Source organism: Sorangium sp. So ce426 (assembly GCF_051475585.1).
GTDB lineage: Bacteria > Myxococcota_A > Polyangia > Polyangiales > Polyangiaceae > Sorangium > Sorangium cellulosum_B.
Genome location: NZ_CP150341.1, coordinates 12,113,256 through 12,134,438 on the forward strand (window position 1 = coordinate 12,113,256; position 21,183 = coordinate 12,134,438).

General features: G+C 73.3%; 10 protein-coding genes. 1 reads left to right on the forward strand and 9 read right to left on the reverse strand.

The genetic code is table 11. The features are described 5' to 3' along the window. Positions 1 to 59: 59 nt before the first annotated feature. The 5 genes from WMF44_RS45515 to WMF44_RS45535 all read right to left on the reverse strand — a co-directional run bounded on the left by WMF44_RS45515 (position 60) and on the right by WMF44_RS45535 (position 10,286). Positions 60 to 2,324, reverse strand: coding sequence for a molybdopterin oxidoreductase family protein (locus WMF44_RS45515; RefSeq protein WP_437296295.1), 2,265 nt, complete (start codon positions 2,322 to 2,324; stop codon positions 60 to 62). Continuing rightward, positions 2,324 to 4,066 (reverse strand): DmsC/YnfH family molybdoenzyme membrane anchor subunit, encoded by a 1,743-nt coding sequence (locus WMF44_RS45520; RefSeq protein WP_437296296.1) that lies wholly within the window; start codon positions 4,064 to 4,066, stop codon positions 2,324 to 2,326. Before WMF44_RS45520 ends, WMF44_RS45515 begins: the two co-directional genes overlap by 1 nt. Positions 4,067 to 4,185: 119 nt before the next feature. Beyond that, positions 4,186 to 4,584 carry a nitrite reductase small subunit NirD gene (gene nirD / locus WMF44_RS45525; RefSeq protein WP_437296297.1) on the reverse strand — a complete coding sequence of 133 codons (399 nt, stop codon included), beginning with the start codon at positions 4,582 to 4,584 and terminating at the stop codon, positions 4,186 to 4,188. Positions 4,585 to 4,621: 37 nt separating this feature from the next. Continuing rightward, positions 4,622 to 7,162 carry a nitrite reductase large subunit NirB gene (nirB, locus tag WMF44_RS45530; RefSeq protein WP_437296298.1) on the reverse strand — a complete coding sequence of 847 codons (2,541 nt, stop codon included), beginning with the start codon at positions 7,160 to 7,162 and terminating at the stop codon, positions 4,622 to 4,624. Between the two features lie 373 nt (positions 7,163 to 7,535). Next, a complete protein-coding gene (locus WMF44_RS45535; protein ID WP_437296299.1) occupies positions 7,536 to 10,286 on the reverse strand; it encodes an ATP-binding protein in 2,751 nt (916 codons plus the stop codon). 86 nt (positions 10,287 to 10,372) lie between these two features. Here WMF44_RS45535 and WMF44_RS45540 point away from each other — a divergent pair, with 86 nt between their 5' ends. Beyond that, the gene (locus WMF44_RS45540; RefSeq protein WP_437296300.1) at positions 10,373 to 11,302 is read left to right on the forward strand and encodes a ketopantoate reductase family protein; all 930 of its coding nucleotides are present in this window, start codon (positions 10,373 to 10,375) and stop codon (positions 11,300 to 11,302) included. A 208-nt stretch (positions 11,303 to 11,510) separates the two neighbouring features. On the opposite strand, the gene WMF44_RS45545 is transcribed toward WMF44_RS45540, so the two are convergent. From WMF44_RS45545 to WMF44_RS45560, 4 genes are all read right to left on the reverse strand, one after another. Further along, positions 11,511 to 12,767 carry a hypothetical protein gene (locus WMF44_RS45545; RefSeq protein WP_437296301.1) on the reverse strand — a complete coding sequence of 419 codons (1,257 nt, stop codon included), beginning with the start codon at positions 12,765 to 12,767 and terminating at the stop codon, positions 11,511 to 11,513. A gap of 389 nt (positions 12,768 to 13,156) precedes the next feature. Further along, positions 13,157 to 13,768, reverse strand: a complete 612-nt coding sequence (locus tag WMF44_RS45550) for a DUF488 domain-containing protein (RefSeq protein WP_437296302.1) — start codon at positions 13,766 to 13,768, stop codon at positions 13,157 to 13,159. Positions 13,769 to 13,830: 62 nt separating this feature from the next. Beyond that, a complete protein-coding gene (locus WMF44_RS45555) occupies positions 13,831 to 19,170 on the reverse strand; it encodes a hypothetical protein (RefSeq protein ID WP_437296303.1) in 5,340 nt (1,779 codons plus the stop codon). Beyond that, positions 19,167 to 20,978: an ATP-binding protein gene (locus tag WMF44_RS45560; RefSeq protein ID WP_437296304.1), complete on the reverse strand. Its 1,812-nt coding sequence runs from the start codon at positions 20,976 to 20,978 to the stop codon at positions 19,167 to 19,169. Before WMF44_RS45560 ends, WMF44_RS45555 begins: the two co-directional genes overlap by 4 nt. Positions 20,979 to 21,183: the final 205 nt, after the last annotated feature.

A 21,183-nucleotide genomic window follows, 5' to 3' on the forward strand; every position in this document is an offset into this window, starting at 1 on the left:
GCCTCCCACGCGTGCCACGCGCCCCCTCGCGGAGGCTGTCCTCGCGGAGGCCGCGCGGGCTACCCGCGATCCTCTTCCCGCCGCACCTTCACCGCGCAGGCCTTGTACGACGGCTGCCGGGAGTACTGGTCGAAGGCCGGGAACGTCAGCTTGTTCGTGATCTCGTAGTGCATCGGCACGAAGATCTCCCCGGGCTTCACCGAGTTCGTGACGAACGCCCGCGCCTTGATCTCCGCGCGGCGGGAGGCGATGACCACCCACTCGTTCATCTCGATACCGATCCTCTTCGCGTCGACAGGGCTCAGCTCGACGTAGATCTCCTTCGGATAGAGCCGCTGCAGCACCGCCGACTTCTTGGTCCGCGTCTGCGTGTGCCACTGGCTGGAGCTCCCTCGCCCCGTGAGCAGCGTGAACGGATACTGCTCGTCGGTCGGCTCCGGCAGCTGGCGGGGCGCCTGGAAGGCGAACTTCGCCTTCTGATCCGGGCGGTAGTACTGGCCGTCCTCGAACAGCCGGCGCTCGTTCGTCTCGAAGGCAGCCCCCTCGGGGTAGGGCCACTGGATGCCGCCGCGCTCGTCGAGCATCGTGTAGCCGTCGATGCCCGTGATGTCGCACGGCTGCCCCTTCGAGAGCCGCTTCAGGATCTGGAAGACCGCCTCCGGGCTCTTCCACTCCTTGAACAGCTCGCCGCAGCCCCAGTACTGGGCGACCAGCTGGAAGATGTGAAAGTCCGCCAGCGCCTGGCCCGGGGCCCGCGCGACCTTCTTGACGAGGCCGATGCGCCGCTCCGAGTTGATGAACGTGCCCTCCTTCTCGGCCCACGAGGCCGCCGGGAGGACGAGGTGGGCGCGCTCCGCCGTCTCCGTCGTGGCGTACATGTCCTGCACCACGAGGAACTCCAGGCGGCCGAGGAGCTCGTGCAGATCCTCCTGGTTGATCCAGGAGTGGGCCGGGTTCGTCGCGATGATCCAGAGGCCCTTGATCTTCCCCTTCAAGATGCCTTCGATGATCTGGTCGTAGGCCAGGCTGTTCCGGGTCGGGATGACCTCCTCCGGAATGCCGAGGATCCCGGCGATCTTCTTCCGGTGCTCCTCCTTCGTGAAGTCGTGGCCGGCGAACAGGCCCGTCGTGTTGCTGAACATCCGCGAGCCCATCGCGTTGCACTGGCCCGTGATGGAGTTCGCCCCGGTGCCGGGGCGGCCGATGTTGCCCGTCATCAGCGCCAGGTTGATGAGCGACTGCGCGACCCGCACGCCCTCGTGGCTCTGGTTGACGCCCATGGTCCACCAGAACGACACCCGCTTTCCGCTATGGATCTTCTCCGCGAACGACGCGAGCTGCGCCTCGCTGAGCCCCGTCGCCTCGGAGACCCGCGCCGGCGTGAAATCCTCGACGTGCGCCTTGAACGCCTCGAAATCGACCGTGTGCGCCTCGATGTACCCCGGGTCGATCCACCCGCGCTGGATGAGGATGTGGGCGATCCCGTAGAACAGCGTCAGATCCGATTTCGGCTTGAGCGCATAGTGCGCCGTCGCCGCCATCGCCGTCTCGGTCTTGCGCGGATCCACGACGAGGATCTCGGGGCGGTTCTTGTTCTTGCAGAGCCGCTCCCACATGATCGGGTGGGCGATGCAGAGGTTCGAGCCGACGAGCACCACGACGTCGGACTCCTCGAAATCGCGGTACGTGTAGGGCGGCGCGTCGAACCCGAACGCCTCCTTGTACGCGACCACCGACGTCGCCATGCACTGCCGGGTGTTGCCGTCCCCGTGCAGCATGCCCATCCCGAACTTCGCGAGCGCCCCGAGGAAGGCCATCTCCTCGGTGACGATCTGCCCGGTGCTGATGAAGGCGATCGACTCCTTGCCGTGCGCGTCCTGGATCGCCTTGAACCGATCGACGAACGTGCGGAGCGCGACGTCCCACTCCACGCGCTCCAGCTTGCCGCGCGCGTTCCTGAGGAGCGGCGTCGTCGCGCGGTCGGTCGCGCGGAGCGGCGTGAGCGCCTCCCAGCCCTTCGGGCACGCCATCCCGAGGTTCACGGGATAGTCCGTGTTGGGCGAGAGGTTGATCGCCTCCCCGTCCTTGAGGTGCACGTTCAGCCCGCACCCGGTCGAGCAGAACCCGCACACGACCGTCGTCGTCTGGTCGGGCTTGAGCCGCGCAGGCACCCTCCCGAGGCCGAACTCGCCGGGCGTGAGCAGCAGCTCGCGCGTCAGCGGCCCGTTGCGCTGCAAGAGGAGGTTGTCCGCCTGCTTGGGCGCCAAAGACGTCTTCTTCGCATCGCTCGCATCGCTCGCATCGCTTGCATCGCTGGTCGACATCAGGAGAGCCCTCCGGGCATCTTGGAGGCGGGCGCCGCTGCGAAGAAGAGGTACCGCTCGAGGAACTCGCCCGCGAGGCAGAACAGGAACGCCACGACCGCCATCGCCATCAGCACTTCAGAGCTCACGCCGCTGTTCGGCGCCGAGAAGAGGCTGAGCGCCGGAAGGACGATCCCGCCGAGCACCCCGCAGGCGAAGCGCCAGCCCGTCGCGCCCTTCAGCTCCCCCGTCATCAGGATCGCGCTCCGCTTGAGCGTCGAGTGGCTCCGCTTCCGGAGGTGCCGGAACATCGAGAGCTCCACGAGCAGCTTGAGCGCCGTCGTCACGCACAGGAACGCGCTCAGCGCGCGGAAGCCCCGCGTCAGGAGCAGCGCCGCGTGCTCGGCGCTCAGGAGCAGCCCGATCATCAGGACCGTCGAGCTCCCGAGGATGGCCGCCGTCGTCGCGAACTTGAAGCCCGTCAGGGCCCCGCGCCAGTGCTCCCGCTGCGTCGCGGCGTACACCATCACGGAGCAGAAGACCCCGAGGATCCCGCTCAGCGCGACCGCATACGAGAGCGGCGCCTGCGCGAGGTCGACCGGGGGCAGCGCCGAGACCACCGGGGCGAGCGCCGGGATGGCGGGCACCCAGAAGGACGCCGCGTACAGCGTCGCGGCCCCGGCGAAGAGCGAGAACCCCAGGATCTCCCGGCTGAGCCACGACGTCTTGAGCCCCAGGAAGGCGCGGAACGCGAACTGCGGCCGGCCAAGGTGAAAGAGGCTCGCCATGAGCGCGGCGATCCCGAAGACGAGCGCGAACGTGGCGCTGTGGCCGCCGAAATCCCGCGTCGCCTGCGCGCCGAGCAGCTCGTTGAGGGCCAGGCTCACGCAGAACGCGCCCACCGAGAGCTGCGTCAGCACCAGCATCGCGACGAGCGGAGGGTGGGAGTGCTCCCGGCTCACCTGGTAGAAGTCCGCGGGGAGCATGTTGCGCGGGAGCGACCTCTGCGTCTTGTAGGTCGTCGTCGGGATCGTGATCTCCGGCGCCGCCGCCCCCGGCAGGAAGAGGCTCGTCTGGCTCTCTTGCACGGCCTGCTGCTGGTCGACCATCGTGATCCGGATGGCGCCGTTCGGGCACGACTGCACGCACGCCGGGGCCTCGTCGTTGGCCAGCCGATCGCTGCACATGTCGCACTTGCGCACGATCCCCCGCTCCGCGTTGAACTTCGGAGCGTCGTAGGGGCACATCAGGATGCAGTACTGGCAGCCGATGCACTGGTCATCGAGGTGCTTGACGATGCCGGTGATCGGGTCCTTCTCGTAGGCCTTGACCGGGCACCCCGACATGCACGCCGGGTCCAGGCAGTGGTGGCACGCCGTCGTCACGCTCTGCTGCGCCGGCGTCTGGGGCGTGCCGCCGTGGAGGAGCCCCACCGAGCGCCACACCTCGTTGTCGTCGAGGCCGTTCAGGCTGTGGCAGGCGGTGACGCACGCCTTGCAGGCCGTGCACGCGTCGAGGTCGACCTCGAAGCCGTACTGCTGGCCGGGCTTCGGCTTCTCGAGCGGGATCAGGTCGCGGTAGTACTTGGACTGAGCCGGGAGCGCGTGCTCCTCGTGCATCCTGGAGAACTTCTCGACCGCCGTGAGCTTCTGCTGGTCGGCGAGGAGCGAGTCCAGCAGGCTCTTGTTGCTGTCGTGGATCTTCGGCGCCGAGTTGACGATGGGTAAGCGAAAGTGAGTGTCCGAGACCTTTGCAACGCTCATCGAAATTCCCTGTTTACCCGGCGCGGAAGCCCAGCCCCGAGAACTCCAAGAGAGACACAGCGAACGGCGGCGCGTCCGCCGCACGGGAGCGCCTGGCGCTGGCTCGCCAGGTCATCCCGTCAGCTCGCCGCCGCGAGCGGCTCCGCCGCGGCCTGGATCTCGACACGCCCGCCCCGGACCCGGAGGGGATACACGGGGATGCTCACGCCCGGGTCGTCCAGGCACTGACCCGACCGCAGATCGAAGTTCTGCTTGTAGATCGGCGAGGCGATCTTGGGGACGCCCCCCTTGTCCCCGACGATCCCGCGGGAGAGGACGAACGCCTTGCTGAACGGGTCGAAGTTGCTGATGGCGTAGACCTCCTCGCCCTCGCCGACCCGGACCAGCGCGATCTGGCGCTTCCCGACGAGCGCGCAGACGCCCGTGTTCGGGATGATGTCCTCTACCCCGCAGACGTCGATCCACCCCTGGGTCATGGTCTCGCTCCGAGGCGCCTTCGAAGTGTGCAGCTCGCTCATGACGATTTCCCTCAGACAAGGCCCCTCGGCCCTGCTGTCAGATCATCTCCTCGACGAGGTTCGACTTCTCCTGCCACGCCGCGGGGCGGTGCTGCGCGCGCTCGCTGACGAACACGATGCTCCGGTCGGGCTCCCCGGCGTTCACGAACTGGCGGAACTGCTTGAGCTTCTCGGGGTCGTTGACCGCGGCCTTCCACTCGCACTCGTACGTGGCGATGAGGTGGGCCATCTCCTTCTCGAGCTCATCGCAGATCCCGAGCGAGTCATCGATGATGACCTGGCGGAGGTAATCCATGCCGCCCTCGAGGTTGTTGAACCACACCGACGTGCGCTGGAGCCGGTCCGCCGTGCGGATGTAGAACATCAGGAACCGGTCGAGGTACTTGATGAGCGTCGCCTCGTCGAGATCCGACGCGAAGAGCTGGGCGTGCTGCGGCTTCATCCCGCCGTTGCCGCAGAGGTAGAGGTTGTAGCCCTTCTCCGTCGCGATGATGCCGAAGTCCTTGCCCTGCGCCTCGGCGCACTCGCGCGCGCAGCCGGAAACCGCGGACTTCAGCTTGTGGGGGCTGCGCAGCCCCTTGTAGCGGTTCTCGACCGCGACCGCGAAGCCCACCGAGTCCTGCACGCCGTAGCGGCACCAGGTGCTGCCCACGCACGACTTCACGGTGCGCAGCGCCTTGCCGTACGCGTGCCCCGACTCGAAGCCGGCGGCGATGAGCTCGCGCCAGATGTCGGGCAGCTGCTCGAGCCGCGCGCCGAACAGGTCCACGCGCTGGCCGCCGGTGATCTTCGAGTACAGGTTGTACTTCTTCGCGACCACCCCGAGGGCGATGAGCTGATCCGGCGTGATCTCGCCGCCCGCCACGCGCGGGACCACCGAGTAGGTGCCGTCCCGCTGGACGTTGGCCAGGTACCGATCGTTCGTGTCCTGCAGCGGGAGGTGCTTCTTGCTCAGGATGTGCTCGTTCCACGTCGACGCGAGGATCGACGCCACCGCGGGCTTGCAGATCTCGCAGCCCTTGCCCTGGCCGTGGCGGGCGAGCAGGTCGTCGAACGTCTTGATCTGGTGGATCCGGACGAGGTGATAGAGCTCCTGGCGCGAGTGGTTGAAGTGCTCGCAGATGTAGTTGTTGACCGCGACGCCGGCCTTCTTGAGCTCCTTCTTCAGGATGTCGGAGATCAGCGTCGTGCACGAGCCGCAGCCCGTGCCGGCCTTGGTGTGCGACTTGATGCCGGCGACCGTGACGTGCTTGTCGTCGCAGATGGCCGAGCAGATGGCCTTCTTCGTGACGTTCAGGCACGAGCAGATCATGGCGGTGTCGGGCAGCGCGTCGACGCCGAGGCCCGCCGGCTTCGCGCCGTCCCGCGCCGTGACGATGAGGTCCTCCGGGTGCGGCGGGAGGACGATCTTGTTCTGCACGAGCTGGAGCAGCTGGCCGTAGTTCGCGGCGTCGCCGACCAGGATGCCGCCGAGGAGGAGCTTGCCGTCCCCGCTGACGACGAGCTTCTTGTAGACGTTCGACGTCGCGTTCATGAAGCTGAGCACGCGCGCGCCCTGCTGGGTCGCGAACGCGTCGCCGAAGCTCGCGACGTCCACGCCCATCAGCTTGAGCTTCGTGCTCATGTCGAAGCCGCTGAAGGTCTCCTTCCCGCCGGTGAGGGCGTCGACCGCGACCTTGGCCATGTGGTAGCCGGGCGCCACCAGGCCGTAGAGCTGGCTGTTATAGCTCGCGCACTCGCCTATCGCGTAGATGTCCGGATCCGACGTCTGACAGCGCTCGTTGATGGCGACGCCGCCGCGGTTTCCGAGCGCGAGATCACACGCCCTCGCGAGCTCGTCCCGCGGGCGGATGCCGGCCGAGAAGACGATCATGTCGGTCGAGAGCTCGCTTTGGTCGGCGAAGACCATCCTCGCCACGCGGCCGTGCTCCGCGACGATCTCCGTCGTCGACTTGCTCGTGTGCACGTTCACGCCGAGCGACTCGATCTTCGCCCGGAGGATCGCGCCGCCGGCGTCGTCGACCTGGAGGGCCATCAGGCGCGGCGCGAACTCCACGACGTGGACCTGGAGGCCCATGTTCTTGAGCGCGTTGGCCGCCTCCAGCCCGAGCAGGCCGCCGCCGATGACCGTGCCGACCTTCGCGACCTTGGCGTAGGCGTCCATGGCCTCGAGGTCGTCGATCGTGCGGTAGACGAAGCAGCCCTTCGCGTCTTTGCCCTTGATCGGCGGGACGAACGGGTACGAGCCGGTGGCGAGGATGAGCTTGTCGTAATAGACCGTCTTCCCCTTCGCCGACGTCACCGCCTTCTTCCGGCGATCGATCGAGACGGCCTTGTCGTTGAGGTGGACCTGAATGCCCGCCTCCTCGTAGAGGCCGGGCTTGACCATCGACAGATCCTCGGCCGATTTGCCGTTGAAGAAGGCGGACAGGTTCACCCGGTCGTAGGCGAGCCGCGGCTCCTCGCAGAAGGTCGTGATGTTCCACTCGCGCAGGAAGCCACCGAGAACCATGTTCTCGATGAACTTGTGCCCGACCATGCCGTTGCCGATGACGAGGAGGTCCTTCTTCTTGCTCATGAAACCCACCTTTGGACCCGGTGAGTCCTTCTCACCGTCACTGCCGCGCTGCCGTCCGTACCAGGCGTCAGCCACAGTCCCGGACCAAAAACTGTGTACTGTGGGCTCTGTTTCGCAACTGTTTCGCAGGAATAAATTGTCGGCCCGACGGCGCGCACGGCCTCTTACACAAATGCCTCTGCCACCTCTGTTTCATGCACGTTTCGCGAGCATCAACGGGCACAACAAGGCCCGGAGCGCGTCTGGACGCGACAGCGCCGATGAAAGGAAATGGGCGCAACGTTCAGAACTGGAAGAGTCTGTTTCAGCGATGTATCGCGCGCCTGGCGGGAGGCGCGGCTGCATTGCACTTCTGAAATGGAGCGCGGGCCGATCAGCCGCGCGGGGCGGCTTCGGCGAGCAGGGACAGGAGCTGCTCCGTCGCGACCGGCTTGGTGAGGTGCGCGTCGAAGCCGGCTTCGCGCGAGCGGCGGCGGTCCTGGTCTTGCCCGTAACCGGACAGGGCGGCGATGTAGGAGCGCGTGAGCTCGGGCTCGGCGCGCAGGCGCCGGACGACCTCGTAGCCGTCCATCCCGGGCAGGCCGATGTCGAGCAGGACGAGATCGGGCCTCGACGCGCGCGCGGCCTCGAGCGCCGCCGGGCCGTCGTGGGCCATCGAGACGGCGTGGCCGTGGAGCTGGAGGACGCGCCGGAGGCCCTCGGCGGCGTCGACGTTGTCGTCGACGAGGAGGACGTGGAGGGGGCGCGTCGTGGCGCGCGGAGGGGCGGCCTCGAGCGCTGGGGGAAGCGCCGGCGGAGCGGGGGCTTCGGCCGGCGCGCCCGCGAGCGGGAGCCAGACGCTGATGGCCGTCCCCTCACCGGGGCCCCCGCTCCGCGCCTCGACGCGGCCGCCGTGCAGATCGGCGAGCCGCTTGACCAGCGTGAGCCCGATCCCGAGGCCGCCCTGGGAGCGGTCCAGCGTGCGCCGGGCCTGCATGAACGGCTCGAAGACGCGCGGGAGCAGGTCGGCGGAGATGCCGACGCCGGTGTCGGTCACCCGGATCCGCGCGTCGCCGGCGATCGCGGCGCAGGCGAGCGAGACGCGGCCGCCGGGGTTCGTGTACTTGATCGCGTTGTTGAGGAGGTTCACGACGACCTGCTCGAGCCGGACGCGGTCGCCGTGCACGAAGACGCCCGGATCCACCGACAGGACGAGATCGTGCCCGCGCTGGACGAGCAGCGGGCGGACCGACTCGACAGCGGCCTCGACGACCGAGGCGACGTCGAGCCGCTCCCGCTTCAGCTCGATCTTGCCCCGCGTGATCCTGGAGACGTCGAGGAGATCGTCGACGAGCCGGACGATCGTCTTCACCTGCCGCTCGAGGGTCGCCAGGATCTGCCGGTCGTCGCGATCGGCGCGCTCGCCGGCGCTCATCTGGGCGCTCATTTGCAGGAGCTCGAGGCCAGTGGTGAGGGGCGCCAGCGGGTTGCGGAGCTCGTGCGACAGCATGGCGATGAACTCGTCCTTGCGCCGGTCCGCCTCGTGGGCCTCGCGGTAGAGCCGTGCGTTCTCGAGGGCGGCGCGCCGCTCGCGCTCGACGAGAGCGGCGCGCTCCTCGTGCAGGCGGGCGCGCTCCATGGCCTGCGCGCACTGGCGCGACACAGCGACCAGGAACTCCTGCTCTTCCCGGTCGAAGGGGCGCGGCTCCGCGAAGCTCAGCCCGAGCACGCCGATGGGCCGCTCCTGGACCACGAGCGGGAGACAGCAGAGCGACACGGTCGCGCCGGACAGCACGGTGCTCGCGATGCGCGGGTAGCGGGCGGAGCACTCCTCGCGCGAGCGCAGCCAGACGGGCGCGCCGGTCCGCAGCGCGTCGGTGAGCGGGAGGGAGGCGTCGAGGGGCATCTGCCGGAAGCGCTCGACGGCCTCGCGCTCGTAGCCGACCTCCTTGAGGCACTCGAGCGCGTCGCCCGCCGTCACGACGACGGCCCCGGCGTACGCGCCCGCGGCGGCGACGCCGATGTCGACGACGACCTGCGCCACGGCCTCGCTGGTGAGCGCGTCGGCGAGCGCCGCCGTGATCCGCTGGAGGCCGGCCATGCGCTGCGCCGCGCGCTCGGCGGCCCGGCGCGCCTCCTGCTCGGCCAGGAAGCGCCGCCGCGCCTCGGACTCGGCGTCGCGGGCCATGTCGTAGAGGCGGACGCGCTGCAAGGCGACCTCGATGCGCTGCGAGAGCTCCTCGGCGAAGGCGAGATCGGCGGCGTCGAAGGTGCGCTCCGCCTCTGCGGACGCGAGCGTGAGCGCCGCGAGGACGCACCCGTCGCCGCGGATGGGCACGATCACCGCGGAGCGGCAGCCGAGCTCGCGCAGGGCGGCGAGGTGGTCCTCGCCGGCCGGCGCGTGGCAGGCGAGGTCGGGCAGGAGCCGGCCGTGGCCGCCGTGGAGCACCTCGCGCAGCGGCGATGGCGGCTCCCCGGGCGCCGGCAGGGGGCGGCTGCGCCGGGCCAGACGGGCGGCGAGCTCCGCCTTGGCCGGATCGGCGTGCGCGACGACCCGCGCGTGGACGGAGCCGTCCGGTTCGAGCGTGTGGACGGCGCACAGATCGGCCACCGAGGCGACCGCGAGGGCCGCGACGCGCCGGAAGCCCGCGTCGCGGCCCTGCGCCGGATCGAGCGCGGCCGACGCGTCGGCCAGGAAGCGCCGCGCGTCCTCGGCGCGCTTCTGCTCGCTGACGTCCGCGACGAGCGCGAAGAAGCCGCGCACGTCGCCGCTCGCGCCGAGGTGGGGGATGTACTGGATGCGCACGTGGCGCCGGCGGCCCTCCCGGTAGGTGAGCCGCGACTCGAAGTCCTGCGGCCGTCCGGCGAGCACCGCGGTGATGTGCGGCTTCACGACGGCGTAGGCGGCGTCGCCGATCACCTCGCGCACCTGCCGGCCGACGATCGAGCCGCTGTCTTCGCCGAACCAGCGCTCGTAGGCCCGGTTGGCGACGCCGTAGCGCTCGTCGCTGTCGATATACGAGATGAGCGCCGGCAGGGCGTCCAGCAAGCGCTGGAGCTGCTCGGCTTCCATCGTCACGCTCGGCTCGCCTGCGCTCATGAGGCCGCTCTCGTGCGCCGTGGCGGGGGCTTCCGGCCTACGCATCTCGGCGTAGGCATATCCGCAATCCCCGCGGGTCGCCACTCGTCGGCCCGCCGCGGTCCGGCTCGAGCGTGCTATGGTCGCCGCCGATGCGGATCCTCGTCGTCGGCGCGGGCGCGGTGGGCGGCTATTTCGGGGCGCGGCTCGCGCTCGCCGGGGAAGACGTCACCTTCGTCGCGCGCGGCGCGCACGCCGAGGCGATGCGGTCCCGCGGGCTCATCGTCCGCACGCCGTCCGGCGAGCTGCGCACTCCCCCGCTCCGTGTCGCTCCGCTCGACGGGGCGCGCGGGCCGTTCGATCTCGCGCTCATCGCCGTGAAATCGCCGTCGCTCGCCGCGGTGAGCGCGGAGCTCGCCGGGCTGCTCGCCGCGGACGGCCTCGCCGCGCCCCTCCTGAACGGGCTCGACTCCGAGGACGTTGTCGCGCGCGACGTCGGCGCGCCGCGCGTGATCGCCGCGATCGCGTACATGTCCGCGGGCGTCGCCGGGCCTGGCGAGATCGAGACGCTCGCGCCGACGCGCGCCGGGCTCGCGCCCTACCGGCCCGGGCAGGAGGCGCGGGTCGAGGCGACCGCCGCGCTGCTCGAGCGCGCGGGCATCCCGGTCCGCCGCGGGGCGGACCACCGCGCCATGCTCTGGGAGAAGATGGTCTGGAACGCCCCCTTCAATGCGATCTGCGCGCTGACCGGCCAGCGCGCCGGCGTGGTCGCGGAGCGGATGGAGGACCTCACCCGGGCGGCGATGCTCGAGGTGATCGCGGTCGCGCGGGCGGAAGGGGCGGAGATCTCCGAGGCGACCGCGGACGCGATGCTCGCACTCACGCGCTCCGAGTTCCCGCTCACCGAGCCCTCGATGCTGCAGGACGTGCGGGCCGGCCGCGCGACGGAGGTCGATATCCTCCAGGGCGCGGTGGTCGAGCGCGCGCGCCGGGCCGGGATCGACACCCCGGTGCTGCGCACGCTCGCGACCCTCGTCCGCGGCCTGTCGCCGCGGGCGAGCGCGCCGTCCGCGGGCCGATAGACAGATCTCGCGCTCGCGACGGAGAGGGGATGGCGACGGCGGCGCGCGCCGCTCCCTGGGCGCGTGGGAGCCCTGGGTAACGCGTCGTCGCGACCGCCACCGCGGTGTCTCGGGTGCTTCGAGGGAGGGGAGTGGAGCGCGAGGCGCTCATCTCACCTCCTGGAGATCGAGAGGAGATGAGATGAGTGCCTGTCCTGAGGCTCAGCGATCAGGCGCCGCCGGTGCCGCCGGTGCCGCCCGCGCCGCCGATGCCGCCGGTGCCGCCCGCGCCGCCGGTGCCGCCGGTGCCGCCGCTGCCACCCGCGCCGCTGGAGCTGCTCGCGCTGCTGGAGCTGCTCGCGCTGTCGCTGCCGCCCGCGCCGCCGGTGCCGCCCGCGCCGCCGCTGCCGCCGGCGCCGCCCGCGCCGCCGCTGCCGCCGGCGCCGCCCGCGCCGCCGCTGCCGCCGGCGCCGCCCGCGCCGCCGCTGCCGCCGGCGCCACCCGCGCCGCCGCCGCCGCCAGTGCCCTCGTTGCTCAGCGGGAACGCCGGGTCGAGGCAGAAGAAGCCATCAGGCGTCTCGGCGCACTCGTCCGGTGCCTTGCAATCGCTGTTGTCCTCGCACGCCAGCTTCGTGAAGACGCAGAAGCCGTTGGCCGTGAAACCGATATTCTGGCAGCGGGCGTTCGGCAACAGGCACTCGTCGTGCGCCGTGCACGCCTTGGTGCAGGCGCCGAAGTCGCCGGCGCCGACGACATCGTCGAACTGGTAGAGGCAGATACCGTTCTCGGACCCGCCGCAGTCGGACTCGAACGGATCGCCGCCGAAGCCGCAGAACTCGGTGCACGCGGTGACGCCGCCGGGGAAGCCCGCGCACCATCCGGCGCACGGGTCCTCGTCCGCGTCGCGGTCGCACGCGGCCCCCATCGGCAGGCCCTCGTGCGGCGTGTCGACGCACGCGTTCTGCCTGGGATCGCAGCTGCGGCCGGAGTCGGAGCACTGGGAGTCGGAGCCGCAGTTCGGCATGCAGACCGTCACGCCGTCCGCCTCCTCACAGCGCAGATCTTCGCGGCCGTGGCACTTGAACGGGTCGAGTTCATCGTTGATGAACTCAATCTCGGGCTCTCCGAAGGCGCAGCCCAGGTAACACATGCCCCCGAGGCAGGCGCTGCCCTCGCCTTCGCAGTCGCCGTCGTCGATGCACTCCATCGTGCAGTACCCGCCCGCAGGACCGGCCTCCCCGTCCGACTCCAGGGCGCACACGCCGTCCGGCCCGCAGTCGGCGTCGGCCGTGCAGCCGGCGCCGAGGAACTCGGCCCTGCTCCCGCCCGCGCCCGTGGTCGAGGCGACTCCCGATGACGAGCTCGTGGTCGAAGAGGAAGAGCCGCCGCCTGAGCCCTCGCCCGGATCGTCGTCGCCGCAACCGATGAAGCTTGCAGAGAAGGCGACCGAGGTGAGCAGGATCGCCGAAATGCGTTGCACTTTCATTACTGTCTCCCGAGCCAGGAGGCCCTGCCCACATCGGGCGCGCCTTCATGTGATCTCGGGACGGTAACGGAATCGGTGCGGCTCCGCCATACCGGACGGGCGGGGGCGCGCTCGATCTCGCGCTCCGCGGAAAGCCCCCGTGGGAGCGGATGGCGCTCCAGGTGGGCCGGGATCAGGACGTCAGTGAGACGACTGATGGTCTATTTTTCAGGTGATACCCGACTGGACCGCTACGCGGACTTCGTGATTTTTGACACGTACCGTACGGCCCTCTGGTCGGCGCCGGTGAGCGGCCAGCGATACCTCGGGTCGATCGCGGGCTCCCGCGCCAATCGCCGTCCGCAGGAATGCGACGCGCTTCTGGCCCGCGGCCACCAGGCTGGCCGGGATCACCGCGCGCGGCGCGGGCGCGCAGGCTCGCGCCGCGCGGGCCCGCGCTCCGCGCCGGCGCCGCCGAGCGGCAGCGCGCGCTGCGCGCCGACGTCGTAGATCAGGTGGCCGGCGCCGTCGGGACGGGCGGCGGGGTTCAGCGCGTGCGGGGCCCGCGCGCCGGGGCCGAGCAGGTGGACGACCGCCAGCCCGCGCGCGACGAGGGCGTCGGCGATGAGGCGGCGGTGGCACCGCCACCAGAGCGTCTCGGCGCACAGGAGGGCCATTCGCCGTCCAGCGCGCGCTTCCGCCTCGAGCTCGAAGAGCGCGCGCTGGAACGCGGCGGTCTCCATGTGATCGGCGTAGGCCCGGAAGCTCGCGTTCTCCCAGGCGACGTGCGGCGAGTCGGCCCGCCCGGTCCGCCGTCCGCCGAGGGCGTCGCCGCGGAAGACGTAGGTCACCCCGAGCCGGGGCAGCGCCTCGGCGAGCGCAGCGCGGCCGAGGTGAGGGGAGCGGCTCGATCCCGGGAACCTCCGGACGTCGATCAGCGTGTCGGCCGGCCCCTCGCCGAGCAGCTCGACGAGCTCCTCCACGCTGCGGGTGCCGTGGCCGACGGTGAAGACGGTGTCCACGGGGAAGAGCTTTGCGCCCCGGCGGCGCGCGGGCAACGCCGGGGGCGGGGCGCCCGCGCGCGCTACCCGATGGAGCGCAGCAGATGGTCGAGCGCCCGGCGCTCCTCCGCGTCGGTGACCGACTGGAGCGCCCGGTTCACCTCGCCGACGGCGGCCGCCGCCAGCAGCGCGACGGCCGCCGGGTCGGGCGCCCCGCGCGCGCGCAGCCACGCGAGCGCTTCGTGCTCGGTGTTGACGACGATGTGCCTCCGGCTCGCGTCGTAGCGGATCGGCCGCCCCGAGCGGCCCTCGACGACGGCGCGCACAGGGGACCCCTCGAGGTTCATCCGGACGATGGCCTCGTGGAGCGCGGCCGCGAGCGGGCTCCCGGCCGCCGCCTCCTGCCCCTCGGGCGTGGCGCCGGGCGCCGGCGCCGCCTCGCCGCCGAGCAGGCCGAGCACGCTGCGCCACAGCGCGATCGCCCAGGCCCGCGCGCCGCTCGAGTCGGGCGGCGCCTCCGCCGCGGGCGCCTCCGCGTCACGCATGGCCGCGGGCGCCTCCGCGCCGCGGGCGCCCGCGGCGGGAGGGCCCGCGCTCGCGGCGGGGAGGCCCGTGCCGGAGGCGGGGAGGCCCGTGCCGGAGGCGGGCCCGATCTCCGCCGCGATCGCCGCGGCCGGGGCGGGCGTCGCCGCGAGGGCGCCGAGCTCGCGCAGCGCGCCGGGGGCGGCGCGGTGGCGCAGCACCTCGACGAGCGACGAGCCGTCGTCGAGCAGCACGAACGGCGGCGAGCCGTCCGGGAAATCGCCGTCCGCGCTCCCCCGGCGATCGGTGATCCACAGGCAGCCGCTCGCCGCGAGCTCGGCGCGGACCGCCGCCGGGCCGACGCTCTCCCCGGAGGCGGTCCGCGCCGCGATCTTGCCGCCGGAGAGGCGGCCGAGCAGGTGCAAGTTCCACAGGTACGGCGCCGCGGCCGCCTGATCCGAGAGCTCGGCCGCCATGGAGGCCGCGGCCTCCATGGCGAGCTCCGCGATGGCGTCCCAGTGCGTCTCGCGCAGCGGCCACACGAGGAGCCTCCCCTCGACGGGCGCGAGCGGGGCCACGCCGGTCGTCCCGGGGCCCCCGCCCGCCCCGCAGCGCAGCGCGACGGGGGTGAAGCCGCCGCCGTCGCGCTCCTCGCCGCCCCCGCGGCCCTCGCCGAGGACCGCCGCGGAGGGCGCGGCGACGAGCACCTCGGGCGCGCGCGGCCACCGCGCGGGCAGCCACAGCGCGCCGGTCACGAACAGCGGCAGGGGCCAGGTGGTGGCGACGTCGATCCACCGCGTCGCGAGCGCGTCGCCGGGCGGCGCGAGCCGGGCGCGCAGCCACCGCGCGGCGGCGTCGCGCACCGCCTGCCGGAGCCTCGACGCGTCCCCGCGGGCCTTGAGCCCGTCGAAGGCGCGGTTCGGCTCGAGCGCGTCGTCGTTGACGGCCGCGCACAGGGGCCACCCGTCGCCGGCGTCGAGCGCGCAGAGCGGGCGGCGCCCCACGTGCACCGCGATGCCCGCCGCCCAGGCGTGCTCCGGGGCGAGCAGGCCGATCTCGCCGTGCGCGGCCCGCGCGCCCTCCTGCGCGCCGGCCGGCGTCTCGAAGGGCAGGATCACGAAGCACGCCGCGCGCGCGGCCGCGTCGAGGCCGACGGCGGCGAGCGGCGGCGCCGCGAGGCGCTCCTCGGCCGCGCGATCGCGCGCGACCGCGTCGGTGATGTCCTTGACGAGCACGGCGGTCGCGAGCTGCAGCCGCTCGGGCCTGCTCAGCGCGAGGACCGGCCGCTCGTAGCGCTGCTTCGGGTAGGGCGGCGGCGTCGAGGTGCACAGCCACTCGGCGCGCGGGTCGCGCCGGAGGTCGTCGAGCGAGAAGAGGTTCCCCTCGATGTCGTGGAAGAGCGGCGCGCGCGCCGCGTCGGCGACGACGCGCTTGCCCTGGGCGAGCGTCTTCAGGACGGCGCGGCGCGCGTGGCCCCGCGCGAACGGCGGCAGCTCGTCGAAGCGCGGCGCCAGCGCGATCAGGTGGCGGCCAGCGGCCTTCGCGAGGCGCGTCAGGATCGCGCGCGAGGCGTCCCTCGACGGGTCCGCCGCGCCGGCGCGCACGAGCAGGCGGAGCGGGATCGGCAGCTCCACCTCAACGCGCCGCTCCGCGCCGTCGGGGCCGACGAAGCGGGCGTCCGACACCGGCCCCTCGACGATCTCGATCTCGCCCTCGAGCCCCGGCACGCCGAGCGCGGCGGCGCTCACCCGCAGCAGCGGGTGCGAGGGCGCGCCTGGCAGCGCGAGCGGCGCGCGCGGCGGGCCAGCGGCCCCGCGCGCGCCCTGCTCCTGCTGCGCCTTGCCGGCGGACGCGCGGCGCTCCTGCTCGGCGGCGGCGCGCTGCCGCCGCGCCGGCACCCCGCTCTGCGCCAGGAGGGCGCGCCCGCCGGCCCACCGCATCAGGGCCGCGCGCTCTCGCGGGTCGCGGGCGACGAGGGGGTGCCAGGAGAGCGTCTCGAAGCCGGGCGCCGCGTCGAGCACCGGGATCGGCGCGGGCGCCGGGTGCGTCGCGTCGAGGGTCTCGAGCGAGCACGCGACCTCCTGGCCGCGCGCGTCGAGCATCCCGAGCAGCGGCAGGCGCCGGATGCGGGCGGCGAGCTCGCTCGGGGCCGCCTCGAGCGGCGCGCTTCTGAGCGCCCGCGCGCGCGACTGGAGCGCGTGCACGCTGTCGAGCAGGTAGGCGCTCACGCGGGCGTCGGGCCTGCCGCGCGGATCGCCCCGCAGGCCGAGCCGCGCGCGCGCTGCGGCGTCGCCCTCCAGCGCGGCCACGAGCGCCTCGCATAGCGCGCACTCGACCGCGTGGACGGCGGCGTTGTTGCGCGGCGACAGGAGGCCGTCCCAGCCGCTGTTCGGCGCCGCCGCGTCGTCGTCGATCGCGATGGCGGCGGGGCTGAACAGCGGCGCGGCCTCCAGGGTGGCGAGGGGCCGCGACGCGTGGTGCCACACCTCCACCGTCGCGTCGCTCGGCGTGGCGAGCGCGAGGAAGCCGGGGCCGCTGACCTCGAGGACCGGCGCGCCGGCGGGGATCGCCCCGAGCCTCTCCAGGGACGCCGCGAGCGCGCGCCGCCGCGCCGGCCCTCGCGCCGCGAGCTCGTCCTCGGTGAAGAGGGCCGGGCCGTAGGGGACGAGCTCGCGCTCCGGCAGCGCGGCGGCGAGCCAGTCGAGCTCGCGCTGCGAGACGGCGAGCACCGGCCTCCGGTCGGCCGCGCGCCCCCGCGCCTCGGGCGGCGCCGTGCAGAGGCCGCGCGTCGTCCGGGAGAGCGCGGAGAGGCCGTTCAGGCTGACGAACGACCCCGCCGTGAGCGTGGGCCAGATCCGCGCGTCCAGGAGGCCTTCGAAGCTCGCGGGCGCGGGGCCGTCGTCCGGGGCCGGCGCCGCGCCGCCTCCGCGCCCGGGGCCGCCGTCCCCGGCGCCGAGGCGCCGAGGCGCGCAGAACACCGCGCCGATCGCGGCGCGCAGCGCGGGCCTCACGCGCGCGAGCTCGCCCTCGGGCGCAGGCGCGGATGTCGTCGAGCCTGCGTCTGGCCGAGCGTCCCCCGGGCCGAAGAGCCGCCTCGCCTCGCGGTCGGCCGCGGCGATCGCGAGCTTCAGCGCATGGCGGACGGCGCGCCAGAAGCGCGCGTCGCGCTCGACCCCGTCGTACGCGGGCCGCGGCCGCACGCGCCCCTTCCACGCGAGCGCGATCTCGACGGGCAAGGGGACGGCGGCGGGATCGAGCTCCACGGTCTCGAGGTGGCGCCCGTCCACGAACACCCGGACCTCCGCGCCGCGCGGGGGCTCGCGGTCGCCGGCGAAGACCGCGAGCTCGCCGCGGAGGCCGGCGAGCGGCCCTTCGTCCACCTGGAAGGCGTCGCGGAACGCGTGCTCCGGGGAGGGCGGCACGACGGGATCGCCGGTCGCGTGCAGGAGGAACGCCCTGCGGCGCTCGGCGCCGAGCTTCACTTGCTCGATCATGGCCTCCGCGTCGGCGAGCGGGAGCCCGGCGAGCGCGCGCTCGACGAGGCCCCCCGTGCTCCAGACCACGTCGTCGGCCCAGGGGGCGAGCTCCTTCGGGAGCCTCGCGTCGCCGCGGAAGAGGAAGAGCCGCGCCGCATCGTGCGCGTCGAGCGCCGCGAGCGACGTCGGCCGCCCGCGCCCGTCGCGGAGCAGCGGGAGCTCGCGCACGGCCCGCGCCTCGGCGGGCAGCTCGGCGCCTGTCCGCGCCGCCCCGGTCGCGACGCAGGCGAAGGCCGCGAGCGCGTCCGCGAGCCGGCCGCTGTCCTCGTCGACGACGAGCGCGCCGTCGGGGACCGCGCCCTCGCCGCAGACGAGCGCGGCGAGGGCCTGGATGGCGTCGAGCAGCGCGCCCGCCGCCGCCTCGCGGAGCCGCGCGCGGAGGGGCGCGTCCTCGCGCACCGCCGAGCGCGACGCGTTGGTGGGCAGCGCGTCCGCGTCGACGACGACGCGTACCGGGAGCTCGACGCCCTGGTAGGGCTCCGACGGGAACCGCGGGGCGAAGCTCCAGCGCTCGCGGACGAGCCGCACGCCGCGCTCGAGGTAGTCGACGGCGGGGAGGCCGGAGGGGAGGGGCGTTGAGATGGGCGCGGCGACGGGGCGCGAGCGGGGCGCCGAGCTGGCCGGACCTCCTGCGGGCTCTGGGGGCGCGACGATCTCCAGCGCTGCGCGGCGCGCGCCGCGCACGTGGAACGGCACGCGCACGAGCACCGCGAGGTCGCCGCCCGGGAGAGCGCGGCGCAGCGGCTCGCCGGCGAGCGTGATCGGGATCGGGAAATCGCCGGTGGCCGCGGCGAGGTGCGCGAGCTCGGGCGGGCTATCGCCCGTGAGCGCCCGGCGGAGCACCGACCAGCCGAGCCTCCGCCGCACCTCGATGCGCAGGCCGGCCGCGGGCATTCCGGGCGGCCTCGGGACCTCGTCGCAGGCGGGGCCGTCGGCCGGCGCGAAGGCCTCGGCGGGCGCCTCGATCAGGGCGGGCGTGAAGCGCACGCGCGTGCAGCTCGCGCTTCTGGCCGCGCTGGACGGCCCCGTCGTGAGCAGATCGACGCGCGCCGGGCGCAGCCCGAGCGCCGCGTTCACGCCGAGCGCGAGCAGGCGGAGCCTCCGGGACGCGGCGTCGGGCGCGGCGTTGAGCACGTGGTCGAGGAGGCGCGCCAGGGCGGACCCGTCGGGCGGCTCTCCGTCGAAGGTCACGACGACGTCGTCGGCGTCGTAGCGGAGATCGATCCGCGTCGCGCCCCCGGCCGCCGCGGCGCGGACGAGCTCGAGCAGGTAGAGGTCCAGGTCGACGAGCAGGTGCTCCCTGAGCTTCTGGACGGCGCGGCGGGCATCGACGCGGATCGCGCCGCGGGCGACGACCCGGCTCACCGCGGCGACCCCCTCGGCGCGGGGCGCGCGCCGCCTGCGGGCGCCCTCTCGCCGCGCGCCGCCCCCGCGCGCGGCGGCGGGCTCGCCGAGAGGTCGAGGAGCCGGTCGCTGTCCTCGGGATCGAGCGGCCCCTTGGCCTCGACGAGCAGCGCGCGGGCGAGCAGGTTGCCGGCGGTCACCGCGTCGACGGCGGCGCGCCTGCGCGCGAGGGTCACGGAGTCGCTCTCGATGTTGAGGTAGAGGGCGTGTCCTTCCGGGAAGCGCGCCGCGCGGCGCACGACCTCGCGCGCCGCGTGGCAGCTCTGCTCGGGCCCGGCGCGCTCCCCGCTCCCGGGCAGGAGGAACCCGCTGCGCTGGCGGAGGGCGCCCTCGATCTGGCAGAAGCTCACCCGGGCGACCCCGTGCCGGGCGCGCGCGAGCGCGTCGGCGATCACCTGGAGGAGCGCGGCGTCCGCGGCGCGGGCGCGTTTCAACTCCTCGCGCTCCTCGCGCTCCTCGCGCACGAGCAGGTAGGCGGCGTGCGCCTTCTCGACGCGCGCCGCCGGGAAGCACCGCTTCAGCAGCGCCCTTGTCGCGGGGTGGTTGCACAGCACGACGGGCAACCCGCCGCGGGCCATGGCCGCGGTCAGCGCGTCGGATCGCCTGGCCACGAGCAGCGGCGCGCGCCCCGGCGCGAGCGCCCGGAGCCCCGCGCGGCTCCGCTCGCCGGCGACCGGGCTCGCGAGCGGGAACGGGATCTCGTCCGGATCGAGCGCTGTCGGCGGCGACAGCGCCGCCTCCAGCATCGCCGCGTAGGCGGCGGCGCCCTCCGCCCCGCCAGCGGCAGCCGCGGCCGCGGCCTGCGGCAGGCGGGCGGCGAGCTCGCGCCGGAGCGGACCTTTGACGAGCTCCCGCACGCGCGCGATCGCGTCCCAGAACGCGTCGTCGCGGCGCACGTTATCGCGGCTCAGGGTGTGCTGGAGGTGGGGGCTCATCACCTTGAACCGCACGCCCGAGAGCCCGCCGAAGAGCTCGTCCGCGGTCTCGAACAGGGTGAGCCCGCGGTTGTAGAAGCCGGCGAAGCTCTGCCCGTGCTCGGCGGCGGGGTCTCCGCTCCTCGGCTGCGCGAGGTGCTGAGCGCCGGCGGAGGGGCCGACGACGACGGTGGTCTCTTCCTCGACGGCGGTCACGGAGACGGGCGCTGCGATGGAGAGCGGGGCGTCGATGCGCACGGCGCCCGTCCGGGAGCCCCCCTCGTGGTCTGCGATGCTCAGGGTGATCTCGCGGTCGGCGTGGCGGCACCAGCGGCGGAGCGCGGCGTGCGCGCGGCGCGCGTGCTCCACGAACGCCTCCCGGTCGAGCCGCTGGATCAGGGTCACGCGTGTGCCGCTGCCCTGGCGCGGTCCGGCGTCCTCGAGCTCGTAGCTCGTGTCGCTGTGCAGCCGCAGGAGCCATGCCTTCCCGTCGCGCCACGTCTCGACGTCGACCTGCTCTGGCTGGAGGGCGAACACGGAGACGAAGCCGACGCCGTATTTCCCGATCTTCGTCGCGTCGCCTTCCTTCGACGAGTTGAAGAGGGTGAGCAGCGGCCCCTCGATGTCCTCGCGGCTCATGCCGCACCCGTCGTCGGTGACCGAGGTAGCGCACGCGCCGGGCAGCGCCTCGACGCGCACGGCGATCTTCCGCGCGCCGGCGTCCATGCCGTTCTGCACGAGCTCCCGCAGGAAGGCGTACGGGTCGGCGAACTGCTGCACCATGTCGGCGACCGGGCCCGGGGGCGGCGGCGGGGGTGCGGCGCGGTCCTCGCGAGAGGAGCGGTAGGGTGCCATGCGTCCTGCGAGGCTATCACACGGCGGGAGCCGCGGTTGGAGGGGGCTTGCGGGGGCTGGAGGGGTGGAGTCGCCGCGAGAGATCCGGAGTCCTGGGCCGGAGGGCGAGAAGGCTGCTGGGGGCCTCCGCAGCGCGCCGCTCCGGTCGACTCCTCTCTTGGTCCAGCGTGAACCCTCGTGAGCGGATGCCCACCCCCGGCCCGTG

Excerpts from the sequence above, each read along its gene's own strand:
- nirB (WP_437296298.1), bottom strand. The coding sequence starts at position 7,162 with ATGAGCAAGAAGAAGGACCTCCTCGTCATCGGCAACGGCATGGTCGGG.
- WMF44_RS45560 (WP_437296304.1), bottom strand. The coding sequence starts at position 20,978 with ATGGCACCCTACCGCTCCTCTCGCGAGGACCGCGCCGCACCCCCGCCG.
- WMF44_RS45515 (WP_437296295.1), bottom strand. The coding sequence starts at position 2,324 with ATGTCGACCAGCGATGCAAGCGATGCGAGCGATGCGAGCGATGCGAAG.
- WMF44_RS45535 (WP_437296299.1), bottom strand. The coding sequence starts at position 10,286 with ATGCGTAGGCCGGAAGCCCCCGCCACGGCGCACGAGAGCGGCCTCATG.
- WMF44_RS45545 (WP_437296301.1), bottom strand. The coding sequence starts at position 12,767 with ATGAAAGTGCAACGCATTTCGGCGATCCTGCTCACCTCGGTCGCCTTC.
- WMF44_RS45540 (WP_437296300.1), top strand. The coding sequence starts at position 10,373 with ATGCGGATCCTCGTCGTCGGCGCGGGCGCGGTGGGCGGCTATTTCGGG.
- nirD (WP_437296297.1), bottom strand. The coding sequence starts at position 4,584 with ATGAGCGAGCTGCACACTTCGAAGGCGCCTCGGAGCGAGACCATGACC.
- WMF44_RS45520 (WP_437296296.1), bottom strand. The coding sequence starts at position 4,066 with ATGAGCGTTGCAAAGGTCTCGGACACTCACTTTCGCTTACCCATCGTC.